Genomic DNA, 20,396 nt, shown 5'->3' with positions numbered 1-20,396 from the left:
CGTCACCGGTGTCCGGTGGCGAATTACCAGCTGATGTCGGCCGTCGACTCCAGCGGGCTGCGCTGGTCCACCGACTCCTGGGTCACGAAAGTGTCGGCGATATGGAGCGCGGCCGGGAATCGGCAGTGCGCTCGCTGTTCGATCTCGGCCACGGCGACCTGGAATACGCGGAACTCGTCGAGGGCGAGCGCTTCGAGTTCGTCGAGGTGCTGGGTCAGCAGGAACGCCTTGCACCGCAGTCGGTTTCCCTCGACGAAGCAGATCACCTTCCAGTACTCCCGCGGCAGGGCCACGCCGCGATGCACTTGATCGTCAGCACGGAAGGCGGGCCCGCCGAGCACGCTCACCTTCAGGTTGTCGACGTCGACGTCGGCGAACACCGCGTCTTCGAGTTGGCCCCACACCCCGGCGCGGCTGCTCTGGTTGAAGTCGTCCATCTGCGGGGTGATGTTCGTGTAGAAGAACGAGTCGACATTGGCCTGCTCGGCTTCGGCCTCACTGCCCCACAGCAGATCCGCCCGCCGCGCCAGGTGCCCGCGATCGAGCCGATTCCGTCGGTAGAGTTCGTTTCCCACCTGCGCCTCGGCGGGGACGCGTGGGTCTTTGACGAAGTCGATGCCGGTGCGGGGAAGTTTGCGCATCGCGGCGCCGTCGATGTTCCAGGCCACCCAGAACGCGAATCGCCGTGGCCTGCTCAGCGCCAACGAGAAGTGGGTGTAGCTGATGACGTCGGAGCCGTCGAGGCGAACCGCATCGCCGCGCACGTCCGCGTCCAGTTCCGGAACCTCGACCCTGGACCCGAGAAAATCCGGGTCGTACCCGGTCCGCGGCGCGTCGCTCTCGATACCGGTTATCGACGGAGAATCCACGTGGACGGTCATCGCAGGCCCCTTCCCGAAGGGTAGACAAGGTGTGTCGGCGGTTGCGTACACACGATCGTCGTCGCCACCGGAGACATCCTCACGAGTAGTCGACTACTTGTCCGCGCCTGCGGGCCGCAGGAGAAGTCCGCGCCTCTATCGGGGGTCCGGTGTCCCGTCGCCGGTCACGGCGAAGGTAGCCCACGCGCGCACGACGACGGTGCCCGCGGCATCGGCGCCGCACAGGCTGACATCGACACGGGATTCGCCGTCCTGCACATAGCTCTGCGTGACACGCCCCGAGCACGACATGACATCGCCGGGCGGCAGGGGTCGCACCGACCTGGTGCGGAAGCGGCGGATCGCCTCGGCCCCGAGCCAGTCGGTGGCGTAGGTCGCCAGCAGCGCCGCCGCCTGCGGCGACGCCTGCTCGCCCGCGAAGGCTTCCGCCGCTGCCCACGACTCGGCGACGAGACCGCCCGTGCGGTCGAAGTATCGGGTGAGCGACTCGGCGGCGCCGACGGCGGGCTGGCCGGGGGAACCCGCGCGGATCGCGGTCAGCTGGTCACCCGCGCGCGGGGGCGGACCGAAGAACCGGTGATCGGTCTCGACCCGCTCCCCCGCCACTGATCCGTCGGCGGGCAGGAAGGTCGGCGGCACCACCGGTCGATCGGCGAGCTGGTAGGCCGGATTGTCCGAGCGCGCCGCTTGTGCGAACAGCCGGATGGCATCGGTGTCCAGTACCACCGCGACGTTACCCATGATTCACTCCTGCTCGTCGAAACCGATGCCGTCACGGTAGGGCGGTCCGCCGGCTGTGATCGGTTCCTCTCCCGGTCATCGGGACAGCGGCCGATCGGGACGAAAACATGTCCGCTGACCGGGAACACCACGACCCGCCGACCCTCGCGCGGCGCGACCATCGGCGCAGCTCATCCCACTCCGTCCGAACATGGAGGTTTCGATGCCGGAGAACTCGCCGAACGGCCGATCGCAGGACACCACCGCCGACTACCGGCAGATCGAGGCCGCCGCGGCGCCGACTCGGTTCGCCCGCGGCTGGCACTGCCTCGGCCTGCTCTCGTCGTTCCGCGACGGCAACCCGCACGAGGTGAAGGCCTTCGGCACCATGCTCGTGGTGTTCCAGTCCGAATCCGACGGCGCGCTGCACGTGCTCGACGGCTACTGCCGCCACATGGGCGGCAACCTCGCGCGCGGCACCATCAAGGGCGACTCGATCGCCTGCCCGTTCCACGACTGGCGCTGGGGCGGTAACGGCAAGTGCACGGCCATTCCGTACGCGCGCAGGGTGCCGCCGCTGGCCAAGACCCGCACCTGGCCGACGCTGGAGCGCAACGGCCAGCTCTACGTCTGGCACGACCCGCAGGGCAGCAAGCCCACCGATGACGTGACCATTCCCGAGATCGAGGGTTACGGCACGCCGGAGTGGACCGACCTGACCTGGAATTCGATTCTGATCGAGGGCTCGCACTGTCGCGAGATCGTCGACAACGTCGTCGACATGGCGCACTTCTTCTACGTGCACTACTCGTTCCCGCGCTACTTCAAGAACGTCTTCGAGGGCCACGTCGCCACCCAGTACATGCGCTCGACCCCGCGCCACGACGTCACCGTCGGCACCAGCTACGACGACCCGGATTCCGCATTGCGTTCGGACGCCTCGTATTTCGGTCCGTCGTACATGCTCGATTGGCTGTGGAGCGAATCGAACGGGATGACAATCGAGACGGTGCTCGTCAACTGCCACTACCCGGTCGACGAGAACTCGTTCGTGCTGCAGTACGGCGCGATGGTCAAGAAGCCGGAGGGCATGTCCGACGAGGACGCCAACGCGATGGCGGCGCAGTTCGCGCAGGGCGTCGAGTACGGATTCGAGCAGGACGTCGAGATCTGGAAGAACAAGGCGCCCATCGACAATCCGCTGCTGTCGGAGGAAGACGGCCCGGTGTATCAGCTGCGCCGTTGGTACAAACAGTTCTACGTCGACGTCGACGACGTCACCGAGGACATGACCAAGCGGTTCGAGTTCGAGATCGATACCGATCGCGCGGTGACGAGCTGGGAAGCCGAGGTGGCCGACAACATCGCCCGCGGCGCCGTCATCGACACCATGTCCTGATCCCTCACCCCACCACGAACAGAAAGCATCATCGGAGATGACCAGAGTTCTCGACAATATCGCCGCCATCGCGGACCAACTGCGCGAGCAGGCACCGGAGGCGGAGCGTCTCGGGCAGCTGCCCGATGCCACGGCCCAGCTGCTGAAGACGGCGGGGCCGATCCGCCTGCTGCAGCCCAAGAAGTACAGCGGCTACGAGGCGCATCCACGCGAGTTCGCCGAGACGGTGATGGCCACCGCCGCGCTCGACCCGGCCAGCGGCTGGATCGCCGGCATCGTCGGCGTGCACCCGTGGCAGCTGGCCTTCGCCGATCCGAAGGTGCAGGACGAGGTGTGGGCCGACGACCACGACACCTGGATGGCCTCGCCCTACGCGCCGACCGGCATCGCCCGTCCGGTCGACGGCGGCTACATCTTCAACGGCCGCTGGCAGTTCAGCTCCGGCACCGACCACTGTGACTGGATCTTCCTGGGCGCCATGCTCGGTGACGCCGAGGGCAAGATGGCGCTGCCGCCGACGATGCTGCACATGATCCTGCCGCGTCAGGACTACCAGATCGTCGAGGACTCCTGGAATGTGGTGGGCCTCAAGGGCACCGGGTCCAAGGACATCATCGTCAAGGACGCGTTCGTGCCCGACTACCGGGTGATGAACGGCGACCACGTCATCGACGGCACCGCGCAGAAGGAGTACGGGGTCACCGAGACGCTGTACAAGATGCCCTGGTCGACGATGTTCCCGCTGGGCATCAGCTCCGCGGTGGTCGGCATCGCCGAGGGCGCGCTGGCCGCGCACCTGGACTACCAGCGCGACCGGGTCGGCGCCCAGGGCACCGCGGTCAAGGACGATCCGTACGTGCTGTTCGCCATCGGCGAGGCCGCCGCCGACATCAACGCCGCGCGCCAGGAACTGCTCGCCAACGCCGACAAGATCTTCGACGCGGTCGACGCGGGCAAGGAGATCGGCTTCGCCGAGCGGGCCGCGGTCCGGCGCACCCAGGTCCGCGCGGCCTGGCGCGCGGTCACCGCCGTGGACCAGATCTTCGCCCGCTCCGGCGGCAACGCCATGCGGATCGACAAGCCGCTGCAGCGCTACTGGCGCGACGCGCACGTCGGCCTCGCCCACGCCATCCACGTGCCGAGCACGGTGTACCACGCCTCGGCCGTCAGCTCCCTCGGTCTCGAGCCCGCGGACAACCTGCGCTCGATGATCTGACCCGAACACCACGAAGGACAACGGAAATGACAGACATCAAAGGCCTCGGCTACGTCAAGATCCAGACCGCCGACATGGACCGGTGGCGCAAGTTCGCGTTCGAGGTGCTCGGCTTCGCCCAGGGCAGCGGGCCCGACGAGAACGCCCTGTACCTGCGGATGGACGAGCGCGCGGCACGGATCACGATCGTGCCGGGTGACAGCGACGCCATCGTCACGATCGGCTGGGAAGTCCGCGACCACGCGGCACTGCTCCGCGTGCAGGAAGCCGTGACGGCGGCGGGGATCGCGGTGAAACCGCTGTCGGTCGAAGAGGCCGACGCGCGCCGGGTCGAGGAGGTCATCACCTTCCAGGACCCCACCGGCGCCACCCTCGAGATCTTCCACGGCGCGGTGCTCGATCACAGCCCGGTGATCACCCCGTTCGGCGCGAAGTTCGTCACCGGCGCACAGGGTCTGGGCCATGTCGTGCTGCCGACCATGGACCCCAACGGCGCGTTCGGCTTCTACACCGATGTACTCGGGTTCCTGCCGCGCGGTGCGTTCCGGATCCCGGCGCCGCCGGAGTACGGCCCGATGCGGGTGCGGTTCCTCGGTGTCAACGAACGCCATCACAGCCTGGCGCTGTGCCCGGCTCCGCACGGTGGCGCGCCGGGCCTGGTGCACATCATGGTGGAGGTCGACTCCCTCGACGCGGTCGGCCAGGCTCTCGATCGGGTGACCAAGGACGGCTTCTCGGTGTCCTCGACGCTGGGCAGGCACACCAACGACAAGATGGTGTCGTTCTACGTCCGCGCGCCCGGCGGCTGGGATATCGAGTTCGGCACCGAAGGCATGCGGGTCGACGAGACGTACTACAGCGCCGAGGAGATCACCGCGGACAGCTACTGGGGCCACGACTGGTCCGGTAGCGAGCCGCTCGCGGCGATGTAATTCCGCAGGTAGCCCACGACGGCCCCTGGCCCGAGCTTCTCGCTCGGGCCAGGGGCCGTCGTTTTTCATATTGGCCCGCCGATTCATGTGACAACGACCACAACGGATGGTATGAATAGGTATATGCCTAATCGAAATATGCGAGTGGGCATCAGCTCGTAGATCCGAATGGAGAGCTCATGGTCATCCAGGCCGAGGCCACCACCCCGAGCGCGATCCTCGATCGCGCGTCCCTGCTGCTCGACGCCTTCGACGGCCCGGGCAGGCTCACGCTCGCCCAGATCGTCCGGCGCACCGGCCTACCCCGGTCCTCGGCGCATCGCATGCTCGATCGGCTGGTGCAGTTGCGCTGGCTACGTCGTGAGGGGCGCGACTACGAACTCGGCATCCGGCTGATGGAGCTCGGCTCGCTGGCGGTGCACCAGGACCGGCTGCACCGTGCGGCGATGCCGTTCCTGCACGAACTGCACCGGGTCACCGGGTTCGTGGTGCACCTGGCGGTGCTGGACGGTCCCGACGTCGTGTACCTCGACAAAGTCGGTGGCGAGCTGTCGGCCGTGGTGCCCACCCGCGTCGGCGGCAGACGGCCCGCTGCCTGTACCGCGGTCGGCAAGGCGATCCTGGCCTACTCCGACGAGCGCCGCGTCGCCGACGCCCTCGCAGGCCAGGCCGGCGCGCGCACCCGCTACTCGATCACCACCAAGGCCCAGCTCGACACCGAGCTGGACAAGGTGCGCGCGCACGGGATCGCCGTCGAGCGCGAGGAGTCGCTGCCCGGCTTCGGCTGTATCGCGGCGCCCATCGGCGATCTCGGCGAGGCCGCCGTGGCGGCGGTGTCGGTGTGCGGACCGGTGGATCGGATGCTGTTCGATCACCGGCTCAGCGCGCCGGTGCGCACGACCGCGCTCAATATCTGGCGCCACGTCGACGACGGCCGGGTCCGGGTACACCCGACCTTGCAGCAGCATCCTCGTCCGCTGGGCGTCGGCCGTTCGTATGCCGACCACCGCGGGCCGCGTACGGCCTGATCCCGCGTCGCGCCGTATGCCGCCAGCCCGAACGCGGGCGGCGCACGGCGCGACTGATCAGACCCGGTCGTTCACGCAGCATCAGGTCAGATCCGGTCGCGGACGATGACTTCCGTCAGAGCGCGCGGTTCACGCAAAAGCTGTGGCAGATCCGGTCGCGGACGATCATGTCCGGATATTCGGGGTCGAACCAGCGGTCGACGTGCGCCCAGTGGACCGGATGCATCAGATAGGGGCCTGCGAGAGCGTCGAGGTCGGCGAACTCCTGCTCCCAGACATGCGTCCATGCCGAGAGTCCGGTGCCACGGGTGACCCGGCTCAACTGCCAGGACCGGATGCCCGGCAGGTAGCGGGGCATCCGCAGCAGGTCTGCCTCGAAGCGCTCGACCGTCGCGCACGGGGTGTCCTGCTCGACTCGCAGCAGCAATACCCGGTATACCGACCCGGTGGCGTCCGGCTCGGCGATACCCGCTGTGCCGCCTTGATATTCAGCGCCGTCGACGTGGGCGACCGGACGCTCGCTCAGCAGGGTATCCACCTCAGTGGTGGTCCCTGTCCAGTCTGCGGACTCGTCGAAGCGCAAGTGCACCAGGACATCACCACCGTTGCGCACTCCCGGCAACGTGGGCTCGACCAGCACGCGGCGTGCGGTCGGGGCGGCGATGTCACGCACCCGGGTCATCAGCCGGTCGCGCACCCCGGCATCGGCGCCGGGCGAGAGATGCACCAGCCGAGTCACTTCAAACATTGCCGAGCCTGTCGATGTCGGTGGCGAGCGCGCCGGTCGAGCGGGTCCGTTCGACGATCAGCTCCTGCGCCGAGGCCCACCACTGCCGCACCGACTCGTCCGCACGCCCCTTCCAGGTCATCTCCCACCAGCCCTGGGCGCCGTCGAGGAACCAGCTCGCGATGATCGTGTTCGACTCGTCGGGGAACCACACGGGCGGACTCACCACGATCCTTTCCAGCACCATCCCGCGTTCCCGCGCGCCCGGCGCGTAGTCGCGGAGATAGGCGTCGACGAATTCCCTTGCCCGTCCAGGCTTGGTCACTACGGTGTCGATCACATAGACCTTCGTGGCTTCCATCCGCCGACAGTAGGCAGCGGCCGACGGGCATCGACCTGGTGTTTCCGCCCAGCGGGAGAACACGGGCCCTGGTCGAGTCGCTCGAAACCAACGCTCACGGGAACGTGATCGCGGCCCACCGAATGACATCAACAGCCATCTTGACAGTCACTCTCATATCGGGTGATACTTTCACCACGGACGTGGTGGGTCATCCGCCGGACAGTTCTCGAAGGTGGTGGTGGGCAATGTCATTGCGCGATCGGCAGCGTCGTCGGGTTCGCGACGACATTCAGCGGGCGGCTTACGGGTTGTTCGCACGGTCCGGATTCGAGGCGGTGACAACCGAACAGATCGCGGCGGAGGCGGGGGTTTCGCCGAGTACCTATTTCCGGCATGTGCGCAGCAAGGAGGACCTGCTGCTGGAGCCGGTGCGAGAGGGAGGGACCGGCGTCGCCGGCCTTCTGGAGACTCGCCCCGGAGACGAGCCGGCCGACATCGCGTTGGCGGGGGCGATCCTGGCACGCTCGACGTCGTTGCCGGTCGAGGAGCTCGAGCAGTGGCGGGCGGCGTTCATGACCGCACCGCATCTGCTGGAGCGGGTCACCTTCATCCCGCCCGATCACCGAGTCCGGTTGGTCGAACTCGTGGCCCACCGGATGTCACGCGATCCCGAGGCCGATCCCACGCCGGGGCTGTTGGTGCATCTGATGCTCGCGGCCGCGGAGTTCGGTCTCCTGCAATGGCTGCGCGATGCACGGAACCCGGCGACCTCGCTGCCGGTCTGTATGGAAGCCGCCCTGGCCGCGGTCCAGGACCCCCGCTGGCGTCAGGTCAGGGCCTGAGCTCCCTGACGACACGGCTCTCTTTCACAGATAGGAATCTGCACCAGCCATGCAACCAGAACACAGTGATACCGACTCCGTCGACGTGCTGGTAGTCGGGTCCGGCGCCGCCGGGATGACCGCCGCGATCACCGCTGCCCACCACGGGCTTTCGGTGCTCGTCATCGAAAAGGCCACCCATTGGGGCGGATCGACAGCCAGATCCGGAGGGGGAATATGGATTCCGGGCAACGCCGTGCTGCGCCGAGAAGCACCCGCCGACGATGTCGAGGCCGCGCGCACCTACCTGACCACCATCATCGGCCCCGCGGTCGACAAGGACATGATCGACACCTACATCGACCATGGGCCGCCGGTGTTCGACTTCCTCACTGCCCACAGCCCGCTGCGGATGCACTGGGTCCCCGGATACAGCGACTACTACCCCGAGGCCGCGGGTGGGCGCGGCCACGGCCGCTCGGTCGAACCCGCCCCCTTCGACGGGCGAGTGCTCGGCGCGGAGTTGGCCACCCTCGAACCCGACTATTCCAAGGCCCCCCGCAACTTCGTGCTCACCCAAGCCGACTTCCGTCAGATTCACCTCGGATTGCGCAACCTCCGGGCGCCCTGGCGTGCGATCCGAATCGCCACGCGCTGGCTGACCGCCCGAATCCGGGGCCGCCATCTGCTCGCTCGTGGCCAGGCGTTGAGCGCCATGTTGCGCAAAGGGATGCTCGACGCCGGGATCCCGCTGCTGCTCGACTCCCCGCTTCTCGAGCTGATCCGCACCGGCGACCGGGTCACCGGCGCCATCGTGCGCCGCGGCGACGGCGAACACCGCATCACCGCGCGAGCCGGGGTCATCCTGGCGTGCGGCGGCTTCGAACGCAATCCCGCCCTACGACAACTGCATCAGCGCGCACCCATCGGCGCGGACTGGACGGTCGGCGCCGCCGCCAATACCGGCGACGGCATCACGACCGGTGCGGCCGTGGGCGCGGCGACCGGTTTCATGGACGACGCCTGGTGGGGGCCATCCATCCCACTACCTCGTCAACCGTGGTTCTGTCTGGCGGAACGCAACCTGCCCGGCAGTCTCATCGTCAACGACCGCGGGCTTCGGTTCATGAACGAATCCTTGCCCTACGTCGAAGCCGTGCACCGCATGTACGGCGGCGAGTACGGCCAGGGCGACGGCCCCGCGGAAAACCTGCCTGCCTGGCTGATCTTCGACCAGCGCTACCGTAACCGCTACCTGTTCGCCGGACTTCCCCCACGTCAACCCCTGCCCCGACGCTGGTTCGACACCGGCGTGCTCACCCGCGCCGCCACCATCGGTGAACTCGCCGACAAGATCGGCGTGCCCGCCGAGCGCCTCACCGGCACGGTGAACCGGTTCAACACCTTCGCCCGCACCGGCGTCGACGAGGACTTCGGTCGTGGTGAGAGCGCCTACGACCGCTATTACGGCGACCCCCGTCAACGCCCCAATCCCAACCTCGGAGCCTTGGCAACCGGCCCCTATTACGCGGCCCGCTTGGTGCCCGGCGACCTCGGTACCAAAGGCGGCCTGGTCACCGACACACACAGCCGAGTCCTGCGCGCCGACGACACCGTCATCGAAGGTCTCTACGCCGCGGGCAACACCGCGACACCTGTCATGGGCCACACCTATGCCGGGCCCGGCGCCACCATCGGACCGGCGATCGTCTTCGCCTACCTGGCCGCCCACCACATCGCCACCACAGATCAGAACAACTTGTGACCATCCGCCGCAGGCGACAACCGGTCGACCAACCCAGCTGATCGACGACCTGGTGTTTCCGCCCAGTGGGAGAACACGGTTCGGATCGCCCCGGGCCGGTCCTACGGTGAGGCCGGCGACGTGCTCGACCGCCGATTCCGTCGCCGAAACCAGGAGGACCAGTGACTGTGCGAACTTTCCCGACCACCGGGCCCGGTGCGGTTCCCGATCCGGAAGTCGCGGCAGTGCTCGCCACGCTCGACGCCGGATTCCCCGATGTCGCCACGATGGCCGCGACCGAGGCGCGTGCCGCGATCCGCGCCAGACGCGCACCGCTGCAACGACTTCCCGATATGCGCGAGGCACGTGACCTCACGATCGACGGACCCGGCGGCCCGCTGCCGCTGCGGGTGTTCCGGCCCCATCACGACCGCGCACCGCTGCCGGTGATCGTGTTCGCGCACGGCGGCGGCTTCGTGTTCTGCGATCTCGACAGTCACGACGAGTTCTGCCGCTCGATGGCGGCGGGTGTCGGTGCGGTGGTGGTCTCGGTCGACTACCGGCTCGCGCCCGAGCACGCCGGCCCCGCGGCCCATGACGACATGTTCGCGGCGCTGCGGTGGGCCGCCGCGAATGCCGGCGCCCACGGCGGCGACCCGTCGAGGATCGCGGTGGCCGGTGACAGCGCGGGCGGCAATCTCGCCGCCACCGTGGCCATCGCGGCCAGAGACGGCGGTGGGCCGCAGATCGCGGCCCAGATTCTGATCTATCCGGTGATCGACGACGATTTCGAGACCGAGTCCTACCGCCGATTCGGCACGGGCCACTACAACACGACCAGCGCCATGCGGTGGTACTGGGCGAACTACGCACCGCACGGCACCGACGACGTGCGGCTCGTGCCGACCAGGGCGGACTCGCTGGCCGGTCTACCGCCCGCGGTGGTGATCACCGCCGAACTGGACCCGCCGTGTTCGGCCGGGGACGCCTACGCCCAGCGCCTGGCAGCCGACGGTGTCGCGATCCGCTATCGGCGCTACACCGGGCTGTTCCACGGATTCCTCAGCATCCCGTCCCTCGCCGCCACCGTCGCCGCGCGCACCGAGATCTGGGCTATGGTGCGCGAGATGCTCGACCTCCCTCGGGACCCGCGGTGATCGGCACCGGTAGCGCCCCTCCCGAGATCTTTCCTGCCCGCGTTCCGAGTAGGCGGTTCAGGTTCAGACCGCGGTGAAGTACTCGATCTTCGGCGCGGCCGCCAGCAAGGGAGCCATCAACTTGCCTGCCGCGCGGAAATGATCCGACCGGCCGTGGGCTTCGACCGCGGCGTCGTCGGAATACAGTTCGAAGAACCGGTAGTGATCGGCATCGGTCCTCGAACGCACCAGCTGGTAGGTCAGATTGCCCGGCTCATTGGCCTTGATCTGTTCGACGAGATCGGCGACGACGGATTCGAACTCCGCACCCGCACCGGCTTTGACGGTCACCTCGGCGATGACTGCGATCATGATTTCTCTCCTTTTCCGTGCGACAGTACCGGCGATCGGTAGCGGGCTGGGCCGCATCGACCCCCAGATCCGCGAACCGCGGGAATCATCACCAGCGCGGGCCTTCCGTTGCGAGCCTTCGCGGGACGCTGCAAGATCTGAACCAGCACAGTGGCTTCACCCACTGTAGAAGAACAGGGCCTAGTCTGTTGCCGGGCCGTGTTGCTCGAGCTCCTCTGCGCGCACGCGCTGCTCGATCTCGCGCCAGCGACCCGGCGTCGGATGGGGGTAGTCGGCGCGTTCGTCGTGTTCGGCGCCCGACAGGACAGTGGCCGCGTTGTCGATGTCATCGATCAACTGCTGCGCGAGGTCGCGTTCGGTCGCGTAGTGGCGCTGCGCCCATTGCAGCACGAGCTGCGAATAGGCCCAGCCCGGTTCGGATTTCGCGGCTTCGGCGTCGATCGCGGCGCGTTGGGCGAGTTTGTCGACGTCGGCGATGTGGTCGTGCAGGATCTGCTTGAGCCGATCCGGGGACCCGAGATGGCCGAACATGACGCGCAGCAGCACGTGGTGTTTGAGCACCGACGGGTCGACCGGCGCCTTGTTCCACCACGTGGTCACCGCGGCCCGGCCCTCCGCGGTGATCTGGTACAGCCGCCTGGCGCGCATGGTGTTGTCGGGATCGAGTCGCGAACTCGCGAAGCCGTGCTGTTCGAGCTTCTTCAGTTCGGCGTAGATCTGGCTGTAGGACGGGGTCCAGTAGACGTAGCGCAGACTCCAGTCCGCCCACTTCTTCAGGTCGTAGCCGGAGATCTCCTCCTCGTACGAAAGCATGGCGAGCACCGCCCAGCTGGTCGGCGGCAGGTTGGGCACGCCGGAGTCGGGGTCAGGGGTAGCCATGGCTGAATGCTAGCAACCGGTCTTCTCGGAATTCACCCATCAGCAACCGCTGACCGGGAGGGCGTCTTGAGCCGCCGCCCGATCTTCCCGGATTCTGAGAAGTATCGAATTCCGTTCGGAAGGACCTCTATGAATGCGGACAACGTCGTCGTCGACGCAGGTATCCCGGCCCCCGCTGACCTGCGCAGAGTGCTCGGTCACTTCGCGACGGGCGTCGCGGTGATCGCCGCCCACGACGGGACGCGACCGCTCGGCTTCACCTGTCAGTCGGTGGTCTCGGTGTCGCTGGACCCGCCGTATGTGTCGTTCTGCCCGGCCAAGAGTTCCACCAGCTGGCCGCTGCTGCGTGCGGCGGGCGCGCTGTGCATCAACATCCTGGCGCAGGAGCAGAGCGCGCTGTGCCGCCAGTTCGCGGTGAGCGGGGCCGACAAGTTCGCCGGCGTCGAGTGGGACAGGGCGGGCAACGGCGCGCCCGCGCTGGCCGGGGCGCTGGCCCAGATCGAGGTGACGGTGGAGCTCGAGCACGATGCGGGCGACCACACCGTGGTGCTCGCCCGCATCGGCGACCTGCGGGCTACCGAGGGCGGCGAGCCGCTGCTGTTCTACAAGGGTGGGTTCGGCGGCTTCACGGCCTGACACGACGACGGGGTGGTCCGATGCGGACCACCCCGTCGTCGCCGTTCACGCCTCGATGACGTCGAAGCCCTTGTAGCCGGCGGCCGCGACCTCGGCGATGATCGCGCCGTAGACGCCGAAACCGCCGACGAAGGGCATGAACACCCGTGGCCTGCCTTCGATGTTCGCGCCCAGGTACCACGAATTCGCCTGTGTCATCAGCGTTCCCGCGGCCCGGTTCACGCATTCGAGCACCCACTCCGACACCGCGTCCTGGCGTGCCTCCAGCGCCACGGCCCCCCTGTCATCGAGGAAGCCGATCGCCTCGGCCACCCAGTCGACGTGCAGTTCCGAATGCAGCACCATGTTGGCCAGCACCGACGGACTGCCGGGACCGGTGAGGTTGAACAGGTTCGGAAACCCTGCCATCCCCAGTCCCAGATAGGTTTTCGGCCCTTCGCGCCAGGCGTGGTTGAGCGTCTCGCCGCCCCGGCCGACGATGTTCATCCGCGACACCGAGCCGGTCATCGCGTCGAAGCCGGTCGCGAGCACGAGGGTGTCGAGGGGGTAGTGCGTGTCGGTGGTGTGCACGCCCGCGGCGTCGATCCGGGTGATCGGTGTCGCCTTGAGGTCGACCAGCTCGACATTGGCACGGTTGAAGGTCTGGTAGTAGTTCGTGTCGGTGCAGATCCGCTTGGTGCCGATGGGGTGGTCGTGCGGGACGAGCAGATCGGCGACGCGCGGGTCCTCGATCACGGCCCGCACCTTCTCCTCCCAGAATTCGCGGGCGGTGTCGTTGGCGGCGAGGGTGGTGAGCTGGTCGGGGAAGGTCTTGCTGAACAGCACACCGCCCAGCGCCCAGCGCTTCTCGTAGGCCTCGCGCCGCTCCCGCGCGCTCACCGCGACCGCGGATTCCGGGTGCGCCTGGTGCGGCGAACCGCCGCCGCTGGCCATCGACAGCCGCCTGCGCTCGGGATAGTCCGCCTTCTGCGCGGCCCGGTCCTGTTCGGTCAGCGGCGTATTACCGGCGGGCACACTGTAATTGGCGGTGCGCTGGAACACGTGCAACCGCTCGGCCTGCTCGGCCACGCACGGGATCGTCTGGATACCGGAGGAGCCGGTGCCGATCACGCCGACCCGGCGGCCGGTGAGATCGACTCCTTCGTGCGGCCAGTGCGAGGTGTGCAAAATCTGCCCGGCGAAGGTGTCGAGTCCGTCGATGGCCGGGGTGTTGGCATTGGACAGCGGGCCGGTGGCCAGCACGACGAACCGCGCCGAGACCGCACGGCCGGTGTCGGTGTCGACCTGCCAGCGCAGGGTCTGTTCGTCGAGCACGATATCGGTGACGCGCGTGGCGAATTCGATGTCGCGGCGCAGGTCGTAGCGGTCGGCGACGTGCTCGAGGTAGGCCAGGATCTCGGGCTGGGTGGCGTACTTCTCGCTCCAGTTCCACTCCTGCTGCAACGCGTCGTCGAAGGAGTACGAGTAGTCGACGCTCTCGACATCGCAGCGCGCGCCCGGGTAGCGGTTCCAGTACCAGACGCCGCCCACGCCGTCGCCGGCTTCGAACACCCGCACAGTGAGGCCACTGCCGCGGAAGCGGTGCAGCGCGTAGAGGCCGGCGATGCCCGCACCGACGACGACCACGTCGACGTCGGCCGGGCCTTTCGCTGGTGCCGATGGGGTCTCGGGGTTCACAGTGCCTACCTTTCGATGGAGACCGGTTTCTCTGCGGGCGACGCTAAGGACGCGCACCGCGTTCGAGCAGGTCCCCTTCCCGCTGACCGGCACATTCGCGCATCGATGCTCTCCCGGTGATCGGGAGAGTCGCCCCACGACCACCGGCGCCGGGCCTACCGTCGAGCGCAATTCGAGGTGGTACCAGGAGGAAACAGTGGTGGACTGGAACGACGAGGTGGATGTGCTGGTCGCGGGGTCGGGCGGTGGCCTGGCCGGCGCTTACACCGCCGCCCGCGAGGGACTCAGCGTCGCGGTGGTCGAGGCGACCGACAAGTTCGGCGGCACGACGGCGTATTCGGGCGGCGGCGGGGTGTGGTTCCCCTGCAACCCGGTGCTGGAGCGGGCGGGCACCGACGACACCATCGACGACGCATTGACCTATTACCGCGCCGTGGTCGGTGACCGCACCCCCGACGAGCTGCAGCAGACCTACGTGCGCCGGGGCCGCGATCTCATCGAATACCTCGAAGCCGACGACCATTTCGCGTTCATGGTGCTGCCGTGGCCGGACTACTTCGGGAAGGCGCCCAAGGCCCGGCTCGACGGTCAGCGCCACATCATGCCGACGCCGCTGCCTGCCGCGGAGATGGGTCCGCTGCGCGAATCGTTGCGTGGCACGCTCGACACCGACCGGCTCGGCGCTCCCCCGCAGGACCTGCTGATCGGCGGTCAGGCGCTGATCGGGCGGATGCTGCGCGCGATCTCCAGTTACCCGCACGCACAGCTGCATCTGAATTCGCCGCTGGTGGAACTGGTGGTCGAGGACGGTGTGGTGACCGGCGCGATCGTCGAACGCGACGGCGCCCGGGTCGCGATCCGCGCGCGCCGCGGCGTGATCCTCGCGGCAGGCGGTTTCGAGCAGAACACCGAGCTGCGCAAGCACTACGGTGTGCCCGGCGAGGCGCGAGACACCATGGGGCCCTGGGGAAATCAGGGTTGGGCGCATCAGGCGGGCATCGCGGCGGGCGCCGACACCGATCTGATGGATCAGGCGTGGTGGTCGCCCGGACTGACCCATCCGGACGGCCGCTCGGCGTTCGCGCTGTGGTTCACCGGCGGCATCTTCGTCGATCAGGACGGCAAGCGGTTCGTCAACGAATCGGCGCCCTACGACCGGCTCGGCCGCGAGGTGATCCGCCAGATGAACGACCGCGGGCTCACCCTGCCGTTCTGGATGATCTACGACGACAAAGAGGGCGAGGTGCCGCCGATCAAGGCCACCAATGTCGCCATGGTCGAGACCGAGAAGTACGTCGAGGCCGGTCTGTGGCACACCGCCGACACCCTCGCCGAGCTGGCCGCGAAGATCGGCGTGCCCGCGGCGAACCTGGAGGCCACCGTCGAGCGGTTCAACGCGACGGTCGCCACCGGTGTCGACCCCGATTTCGGGCGCGGCGACGAGGCCTACGACCGGGCCTTCTCCAACGGCGAACCGCCGCTGGTGACCATCGACAAGGGGCCGTACCACGCGGCGGCGTTCGGCATCTCCGATCTGGGCACCAAGGGCGGGCTGCGCACCGACAGCGCGGCACGGGTTCTCGGCCGCGACGGCGAGCCGATCCAGGGCCTCTACGCCGCGGGCAACACCATGGCTGCGGTGAGCGGCGAGGTCTACCCCGGCGGCGGCAATCCGATCGGCGCGTCGATGCTGTTCAGCCACCTCGCCGTCCGCCACATCCTCGGCGAATGACCCACCCCCGGTCTTTCCCGCTGGCCGGGAGAGACCGGGGCACCCGAGCCACCGGATGTGGTTCGGTTCACATACTCATCCCTTTCGACATTTCAGGAGCGACACGATGGCTTCAGCGGACGACATTCGCGCAACGGTGCGCAAATATGTGGAGGCCGTCGGCAGCGGTACGGCCGCCGACGTCGTCGCCCTCTACCGTGAGGACGCGACGGTCGAGGACCCGGTCGGCACCGAACCGCATGTCGGGCACGCGGCGATCACGAAGTTCTACGAGAACATCGAGCCGCTGGAGCGTTCGACCGAACTGTTCTCCGTCCGCGTCGCGGGTAACAGCGCCGCGTTCAGCTTCCGGGTGGTCACCAAGTTCGGCGAGCAGACCTTCACCCTCGATCCGATCGATGTCATGACCTTCGACGAGGACGCCCGCATCGTGAGCATGCGCGCGTTCTGGTCCCAGGACGACATGGTCGTCGGCTGAGCGAGGCGGAGATGACTGCGACCGAACAACACTGGGATCACGAGGTCGGCTTTCTCGTCGTCGGCAGCGGCGCGGGCGGACTCACCGCCGCGCTCGCCGCCGCCGATCGCGGCCTGGACACCCTGGTCATCGAGAAGGCCTCGGTCTACGGCGGCAGCACCGCGCTCTCGGGCGGCGGCATCTGGGTGCCCAACAACCCGACGCTGCTGCGCGAGGGCCTCGGCGATTCCCGCGCCGACGTGCGCGCCTACCTCGACGCCGTGGTCGGCGATCGGGTGCCCTCGACCAACCTCGACGCGTTCATCGACGAGGGCCCGCGCATGCTGGCCTTCCTCGAGACCAGCCCGCACCTGCGTTTCCAGTGGTGCGCCGGCTATTCCGACTATCACCCCGAAGCACCGGGCGGACGGCCCGCGGGCCGCTCCATCGAGCCGCTGCCGGTCGATCTCAAACAGCTCGGCGCCGACGAGGATCTGCTGCGTCCCGCCGCGCTCGCGACACCGCCGGGGCTGTTCATCACCTCCAAGGACTTCGTCCAGCTCAACATGGTGACCCGCACCTGGAAGGCACGCTGGACCGCGCTGCTGACCGGCCTGCGGGCGATCAAGGCGATTGTGTTGCGCAGGCACATGGACACCCTCGGCCGGGCACTGATCGCCCGGCTGCGCCTGGCCGTGCGCGATGCGGGAGTGCCGCTGTGGCTCGACACTCCGTTGTGCTCGCTGATCACCGACGACGCGGGCGCGGTGCTCGGCGTGCTCGCCGAGCGCGACGGCCGCGAGATCCGGATCAGGGCGCGTGACGGTGTGCTGCTGGCCACCGGCGGGTTCGAATACAACCAGGCCATGCGCAAGGACCACCTGCCCGAGGGCGGGCGCGACAACTTCAGCGCGGCGTCAGCGGACAACACCGGCGACGGCATCATCGCGGGCGAAAAGATCGGCGCGGCAGTCGATCTCATGGACGACGCGTGGTGGATGCCGTCGTTCCAGCGCCCGGACGGCATCAACCAGGTGCTGGTGTCGGAGCGCTCGATCCCGCGCTCGATCATCGTCGACAGCACGGGCAAGCGGTTCACCAACGAGGCATCGCCGTATGTGACGTTCGTGCACGCCCAGCTGAAGGGCAGCCACGATCCGGCCTGGCTGGTCTTCGACGCGAAAGCCAAGAGCCGCTACCCGATCGGCGGCATCCTGCCCGGCCAGAAGTTCCCGGCCTCGTGGTCGGGGACCGGCCTGATCCAGTCCGCGCCCGACATCGAAGGGCTGGCCGCCGCGATCGGCGTGCCCGCCGATGCGTTGCGCGACACCGTCGGACGTTTCAACGGTTTCGCTCGCGACGGGCACGACGCGGACTTCGGCCGCGGTGTCAGCGCCTACGACAACTACTACGGTGATCCGACGCTGGCCACGCCCGCCCTCGATGTGCTGGACAAGGGACCGTTCTACGCGCTGCGGGTGCGGATCGGCGACCTCGGCACCAAGGGCGGCCTGGTCTACAACGCCGACGCCCAGGTGCTGCGCGCCGACGGGTCCCCTGTCCCCGGCCTCTACGCCGTGGGCAACACCTCCGCCGCGGTGATGGGCAACGACTACGCGGGTGCGGGCGCGACGATCGGTCCGGCGATGGTGTTCGGCTACATCGGCGCGCGCCATGCCGCCGGCGAGCGATGAGGCGGGCGAGAATGCAACCCGTCGAATGCGCTTCCTGCGGCAACAAGGTGCTGGCGGAGAAATTCAGTCCGAGCCACACCAGCATCCAGTGGCTCGACGACGCCGAGTCCGCGTGCCCCGAGTTCGCTCGGCGCGCGGCACTCGGTGAGCACAGCAGTTGGATCCCCACCTGCCCCGCCCTGCGCGATTCCATCGAGGACGCCGTCCGCGCAGGCGCGTTGGCGACCGATCAGCTCCGCCACGAACCGGTTCCCGGCCGACTCGGCTGACACCCAAGACCAGGAGAGAACCCCATGAACAGACTCGACAACCACCGGACGCTGGTCACCGGCGCCGCCTCGGGCATCGGCCAGGCCACCGCGCTCCGGCTGCTCGACGAGGGCGCCACGGTGGTCGCCGCCGATGTCTCGGCCGACGGCCTCGCCGCGACCAGCGCCCAGGCCGCCGAGCGCGGCACCGCCGACCGGCTCACCACCCTGACCCTCGACATCGGCGACGAACAGTCGGTGATCGCGGGCGTCCGGTCCTCGATCGAGACCCTCGGCGGCCTGGACTCGCTGGTGAACGCGGCGGGCATCCTGCGCGCCTCGCACACCGAGCAGACCTCCCTCGACCTGTGGGACCTCATCATCCGGGTGAACCTCACCGGCACGTTCCTGGTGGTGCGCGAGGCGCTGCCCGCGCTGCTGGCCAACCCGCGCGCGACCGTGGTGAACTTCAGCTCGACGTCGGCGGCGTTCGCGCACCCGTACATGGCGGCCTACGCGGCGAGCAAGGGTGGCATCCAGTCCTTCACCCACGCCATCGCCCTCGAGTACGGCGGCAAGGGCCTGCGCGCGGTCTGCGTCGCGCCCGGCAGCATCAAGTCCGGAATCACCGACGCCACACCGGGATACGTGCCCGCCGACTCCGACTGGGCACTGTTCTCCAAGCTGTCTCCCGTACTGCCGACCGACCGTGAATCCGGCGGCGCGGGCATGGGTGACCCGACCGCGGTGGCGGGTGTGATCGCGATGCTCGTCTCCGAGGACGGCGCCTTCATCACCGGCACCGAGATCCGCATCGACGGCGGTACCCACGCATGACCGACCTGAGCTACGAGGGCACGCTGCGCGAGGTCACCACCGACGCGGGTGTGTTGCGCTACCACGAAGCGGGCGAGGGACCGCCGCTGCTACTGCTGCACGGATCAGGTCCCGGCGTCACCGGGTGGCGCAACTTCCGCGGCAATCTCGCGGTCTTCGCACAACGCTTCCGTTGTCTCGTCCTGGAATTCCCCGGCTTCGGGGTGAGCGACGATTTCGGCGGACACCCGATGGTCACCGCACTCGACGCGGTGGTCCGTTTCGTCGACGCGCTCGGCCTGGACAGCGTCGACATCATCGGCAACTCGATGGGTGGCGGCGTGGCCCTCAACTACGCCATCGCCCACCCGGAGCGGGTCGGCAAGCTGGTGACGATCGGCGGCATCGGCCGCAACCTGTTCAGCCCCGGCCCCGGCGAGGGCATCAAACTGCTGCAGGAGTTCACCGAGGAACCCACCCGCGAGCGGTTGATCCAGTGGCTGCATTCGATGGTCTACGACCCGGCGATGGTCACCGAGGAACTGATCGAGGAGCGCTGGACCCAGGCCACCGATCCCGCGACGCTGGACAGCGCTCGCCGGATGTACAGCAAGGCCGCGTTCGCGATGATGGTGCGGGCCATGGAGGCCTCCGACGCACCGCCACCGTGGGCAATGTTGCACAAGGTGGCCGCACCCACGCTGATCACCTGGGGCCGCGACGACCGGGTGAGCCCCCTCGATATGGCACTGATCCCGATGCGCACGATCCCGCGCGCCGAACTGCACGTGTTCCCCCACTGTGGGCACTGGGCGATGATCGAACGCAAGGACGAATTCGAGTCGGCCGTACTGGCTTTCCTCACCCGCAAGGACACCGCACACTGAACCAGCACAGTGCGCGGGCTGCCATGGGGCAGCCCGCGCATTTCAGTTCTC

21 protein-coding genes are annotated in these 20,396 nt (G+C 68.2%); 14 read left to right on the top strand and 7 right to left on the bottom strand.

Annotated features, from left to right (window positions below; all coding sequences use genetic code 11):
* Positions 1–23: 23 nt before the first annotated feature.
* Both ACFVJ5_RS03715 and ACFVJ5_RS03710 read right to left on the bottom strand, forming a co-directional pair.
* Positions 24–881 carry a DNA/RNA non-specific endonuclease gene (locus tag ACFVJ5_RS03715; protein WP_379218343.1) on the bottom strand — a complete coding sequence of 286 codons (858 nt, stop codon included), beginning with the start codon at positions 879–881 and terminating at the stop codon, positions 24–26.
* Positions 882–1,016: 135 nt separating this feature from the next.
* Complete coding sequence (locus ACFVJ5_RS03710; RefSeq protein WP_379218342.1) at positions 1,017–1,622, bottom strand: hypothetical protein; 606 nt, start codon at positions 1,620–1,622, stop codon at positions 1,017–1,019.
* 202 nt (positions 1,623–1,824) lie between these two features.
* Between ACFVJ5_RS03710 and ACFVJ5_RS03705 the strand changes: the two genes are divergently transcribed.
* The 4 genes from ACFVJ5_RS03705 to ACFVJ5_RS03690 all read left to right on the top strand — a co-directional run bounded on the left by ACFVJ5_RS03705 (position 1,825) and on the right by ACFVJ5_RS03690 (position 6,176).
* Positions 1,825–3,000 (top strand): Rieske 2Fe-2S domain-containing protein, encoded by a 1,176-nt coding sequence (locus ACFVJ5_RS03705; protein ID WP_378627736.1) that lies wholly within the window; start codon positions 1,825–1,827, stop codon positions 2,998–3,000.
* A gap of 37 nt (positions 3,001–3,037) precedes the next feature.
* Positions 3,038–4,216 carry an acyl-CoA dehydrogenase family protein gene (locus tag ACFVJ5_RS03700; RefSeq protein ID WP_378987669.1) on the top strand — a complete coding sequence of 393 codons (1,179 nt, stop codon included), beginning with the start codon at positions 3,038–3,040 and terminating at the stop codon, positions 4,214–4,216.
* A gap of 26 nt (positions 4,217–4,242) precedes the next feature.
* Positions 4,243–5,148: a biphenyl-2,3-diol 1,2-dioxygenase gene (gene bphC / locus ACFVJ5_RS03695; RefSeq protein ID WP_379218341.1), complete on the top strand. Its 906-nt coding sequence runs from the start codon at positions 4,243–4,245 to the stop codon at positions 5,146–5,148.
* Between the two features lie 179 nt (positions 5,149–5,327).
* Entirely contained in the window at positions 5,328–6,176 is an 849-nt protein-coding gene (locus ACFVJ5_RS03690; RefSeq protein WP_358059021.1) for an IclR family transcriptional regulator, read from the top strand.
* 115 nt (positions 6,177–6,291) lie between these two features.
* On the opposite strand, the gene ACFVJ5_RS03685 is transcribed toward ACFVJ5_RS03690, so the two are convergent.
* Positions 6,292–6,924, bottom strand: coding sequence for a Dabb family protein (locus ACFVJ5_RS03685; RefSeq protein ID WP_379218340.1), 633 nt, complete (start codon positions 6,922–6,924; stop codon positions 6,292–6,294).
* The gene (locus tag ACFVJ5_RS03680; protein ID WP_379218339.1) at positions 6,917–7,264 is read right to left on the bottom strand and encodes a hypothetical protein; all 348 of its coding nucleotides are present in this window, start codon (positions 7,262–7,264) and stop codon (positions 6,917–6,919) included. Before ACFVJ5_RS03680 ends, ACFVJ5_RS03685 begins: the two co-directional genes overlap by 8 nt.
* Positions 7,265–7,491: 227 nt before the next feature.
* Here ACFVJ5_RS03680 and ACFVJ5_RS03675 point away from each other — a divergent pair, with 227 nt between their 5' ends.
* The 3 genes from ACFVJ5_RS03675 to ACFVJ5_RS03665 all read left to right on the top strand — a co-directional run bounded on the left by ACFVJ5_RS03675 (position 7,492) and on the right by ACFVJ5_RS03665 (position 10,968).
* Positions 7,492–8,088 (top strand): TetR/AcrR family transcriptional regulator, encoded by a 597-nt coding sequence (locus ACFVJ5_RS03675; RefSeq protein WP_379218338.1) that lies wholly within the window; start codon positions 7,492–7,494, stop codon positions 8,086–8,088.
* Between the two features lie 49 nt (positions 8,089–8,137).
* A complete protein-coding gene (kstD, locus tag ACFVJ5_RS03670; protein WP_379218337.1) occupies positions 8,138–9,832 on the top strand; it encodes a 3-oxosteroid 1-dehydrogenase in 1,695 nt (564 codons plus the stop codon).
* 161 nt (positions 9,833–9,993) lie between these two features.
* Positions 9,994–10,968: an alpha/beta hydrolase gene (locus tag ACFVJ5_RS03665; protein WP_379218336.1), complete on the top strand. Its 975-nt coding sequence runs from the start codon at positions 9,994–9,996 to the stop codon at positions 10,966–10,968.
* A 63-nt stretch (positions 10,969–11,031) separates the two neighbouring features.
* Here ACFVJ5_RS03665 and ACFVJ5_RS03660 read toward each other — a convergent pair whose 3' ends face one another.
* Together ACFVJ5_RS03660 and ACFVJ5_RS03655 are read right to left on the bottom strand one after the other, a co-directional pair.
* On the bottom strand, positions 11,032–11,319 hold the full coding sequence (locus ACFVJ5_RS03660) for a putative quinol monooxygenase (RefSeq protein WP_379218335.1): 288 nt from the start codon (positions 11,317–11,319) through the stop codon (positions 11,032–11,034).
* 180 nt (positions 11,320–11,499) lie between these two features.
* Positions 11,500–12,198 (bottom strand): PadR family transcriptional regulator, encoded by a 699-nt coding sequence (locus ACFVJ5_RS03655; RefSeq protein ID WP_379218334.1) that lies wholly within the window; start codon positions 12,196–12,198, stop codon positions 11,500–11,502.
* A 129-nt stretch (positions 12,199–12,327) separates the two neighbouring features.
* On the opposite strand from ACFVJ5_RS03655, the gene ACFVJ5_RS03650 reads away from it, so the two are divergent.
* On the top strand, positions 12,328–12,834 hold the full coding sequence (locus ACFVJ5_RS03650; protein WP_379218333.1) for a flavin reductase family protein: 507 nt from the start codon (positions 12,328–12,330) through the stop codon (positions 12,832–12,834).
* 45 nt (positions 12,835–12,879) lie between these two features.
* On the opposite strand, the gene ACFVJ5_RS03645 is transcribed toward ACFVJ5_RS03650, so the two are convergent.
* Entirely contained in the window at positions 12,880–14,511 is a 1,632-nt protein-coding gene (locus ACFVJ5_RS03645; RefSeq protein WP_379218332.1) for a flavin-containing monooxygenase, read from the bottom strand.
* A 196-nt stretch (positions 14,512–14,707) separates the two neighbouring features.
* Here ACFVJ5_RS03645 and ACFVJ5_RS03640 point away from each other — a divergent pair, with 196 nt between their 5' ends.
* The 6 genes from ACFVJ5_RS03640 to ACFVJ5_RS03615 all read left to right on the top strand — a co-directional run bounded on the left by ACFVJ5_RS03640 (position 14,708) and on the right by ACFVJ5_RS03615 (position 20,345).
* Complete coding sequence (locus ACFVJ5_RS03640; protein WP_379218331.1) at positions 14,708–16,243, top strand: FAD-binding protein; 1,536 nt, start codon at positions 14,708–14,710, stop codon at positions 16,241–16,243.
* A 106-nt stretch (positions 16,244–16,349) separates the two neighbouring features.
* On the top strand, positions 16,350–16,721 hold the full coding sequence (locus ACFVJ5_RS03635; RefSeq protein ID WP_378987699.1) for a nuclear transport factor 2 family protein: 372 nt from the start codon (positions 16,350–16,352) through the stop codon (positions 16,719–16,721).
* An 11-nt stretch (positions 16,722–16,732) separates the two neighbouring features.
* On the top strand, positions 16,733–18,394 hold the full coding sequence (locus ACFVJ5_RS03630; protein WP_379218330.1) for an FAD-binding protein: 1,662 nt from the start codon (positions 16,733–16,735) through the stop codon (positions 18,392–18,394).
* Between the two features lie 11 nt (positions 18,395–18,405).
* Positions 18,406–18,663 (top strand): hypothetical protein, encoded by a 258-nt coding sequence (locus ACFVJ5_RS03625; protein ID WP_062989633.1) that lies wholly within the window; start codon positions 18,406–18,408, stop codon positions 18,661–18,663.
* Between the two features lie 24 nt (positions 18,664–18,687).
* Positions 18,688–19,479: an SDR family NAD(P)-dependent oxidoreductase gene (locus ACFVJ5_RS03620; protein ID WP_379218329.1), complete on the top strand. Its 792-nt coding sequence runs from the start codon at positions 18,688–18,690 to the stop codon at positions 19,477–19,479.
* Positions 19,476–20,345 carry an alpha/beta fold hydrolase gene (locus ACFVJ5_RS03615; RefSeq protein ID WP_379218328.1) on the top strand — a complete coding sequence of 290 codons (870 nt, stop codon included), beginning with the start codon at positions 19,476–19,478 and terminating at the stop codon, positions 20,343–20,345. The genes ACFVJ5_RS03620 and ACFVJ5_RS03615 overlap by 4 nt, the downstream gene beginning before the upstream one ends.
* Positions 20,346–20,396 lie beyond the last annotated feature (51 nt).

Origin of the sequence: Nocardia sp. NPDC127606, assembly GCF_042671725.1 — a bacterium.
GTDB lineage: Bacteria > Actinomycetota > Actinomycetes > Mycobacteriales > Mycobacteriaceae > Nocardia.
This window is presented reverse-complemented; position numbering and strand designations above follow the sequence as displayed.

Coding starts and splice junctions, on each gene's coding strand:
- ACFVJ5_RS03710 (WP_379218342.1), bottom strand. CDS start 1,622: ATGGGTAACGTCGCGGTGGTACTGGACACCGATGCCATCCGGCTGTTC.
- ACFVJ5_RS03620 (WP_379218329.1), top strand. CDS start 18,688: ATGAACAGACTCGACAACCACCGGACGCTGGTCACCGGCGCCGCCTCG.
- ACFVJ5_RS03675 (WP_379218338.1), top strand. CDS start 7,492: ATGTCATTGCGCGATCGGCAGCGTCGTCGGGTTCGCGACGACATTCAG.
- ACFVJ5_RS03700 (WP_378987669.1), top strand. CDS start 3,038: ATGACCAGAGTTCTCGACAATATCGCCGCCATCGCGGACCAACTGCGC.
- ACFVJ5_RS03715 (WP_379218343.1), bottom strand. CDS start 881: ATGACCGTCCACGTGGATTCTCCGTCGATAACCGGTATCGAGAGCGAC.
- bphC (WP_379218341.1), top strand. CDS start 4,243: ATGACAGACATCAAAGGCCTCGGCTACGTCAAGATCCAGACCGCCGAC.
- ACFVJ5_RS03690 (WP_358059021.1), top strand. CDS start 5,328: ATGGTCATCCAGGCCGAGGCCACCACCCCGAGCGCGATCCTCGATCGC.
- ACFVJ5_RS03680 (WP_379218339.1), bottom strand. CDS start 7,264: ATGGAAGCCACGAAGGTCTATGTGATCGACACCGTAGTGACCAAGCCT.
- ACFVJ5_RS03685 (WP_379218340.1), bottom strand. CDS start 6,924: ATGTTTGAAGTGACTCGGCTGGTGCATCTCTCGCCCGGCGCCGATGCC.
- kstD (WP_379218337.1), top strand. CDS start 8,138: ATGCAACCAGAACACAGTGATACCGACTCCGTCGACGTGCTGGTAGTC.
- ACFVJ5_RS03630 (WP_379218330.1), top strand. CDS start 16,733: ATGACTGCGACCGAACAACACTGGGATCACGAGGTCGGCTTTCTCGTC.
- ACFVJ5_RS03625 (WP_062989633.1), top strand. CDS start 18,406: ATGCAACCCGTCGAATGCGCTTCCTGCGGCAACAAGGTGCTGGCGGAG.
- ACFVJ5_RS03655 (WP_379218334.1), bottom strand. CDS start 12,198: ATGGCTACCCCTGACCCCGACTCCGGCGTGCCCAACCTGCCGCCGACC.
- ACFVJ5_RS03705 (WP_378627736.1), top strand. CDS start 1,825: ATGCCGGAGAACTCGCCGAACGGCCGATCGCAGGACACCACCGCCGAC.
- ACFVJ5_RS03650 (WP_379218333.1), top strand. CDS start 12,328: ATGAATGCGGACAACGTCGTCGTCGACGCAGGTATCCCGGCCCCCGCT.
- ACFVJ5_RS03635 (WP_378987699.1), top strand. CDS start 16,350: ATGGCTTCAGCGGACGACATTCGCGCAACGGTGCGCAAATATGTGGAG.
- ACFVJ5_RS03660 (WP_379218335.1), bottom strand. CDS start 11,319: ATGATCGCAGTCATCGCCGAGGTGACCGTCAAAGCCGGTGCGGGTGCG.
- ACFVJ5_RS03615 (WP_379218328.1), top strand. CDS start 19,476: ATGACCGACCTGAGCTACGAGGGCACGCTGCGCGAGGTCACCACCGAC.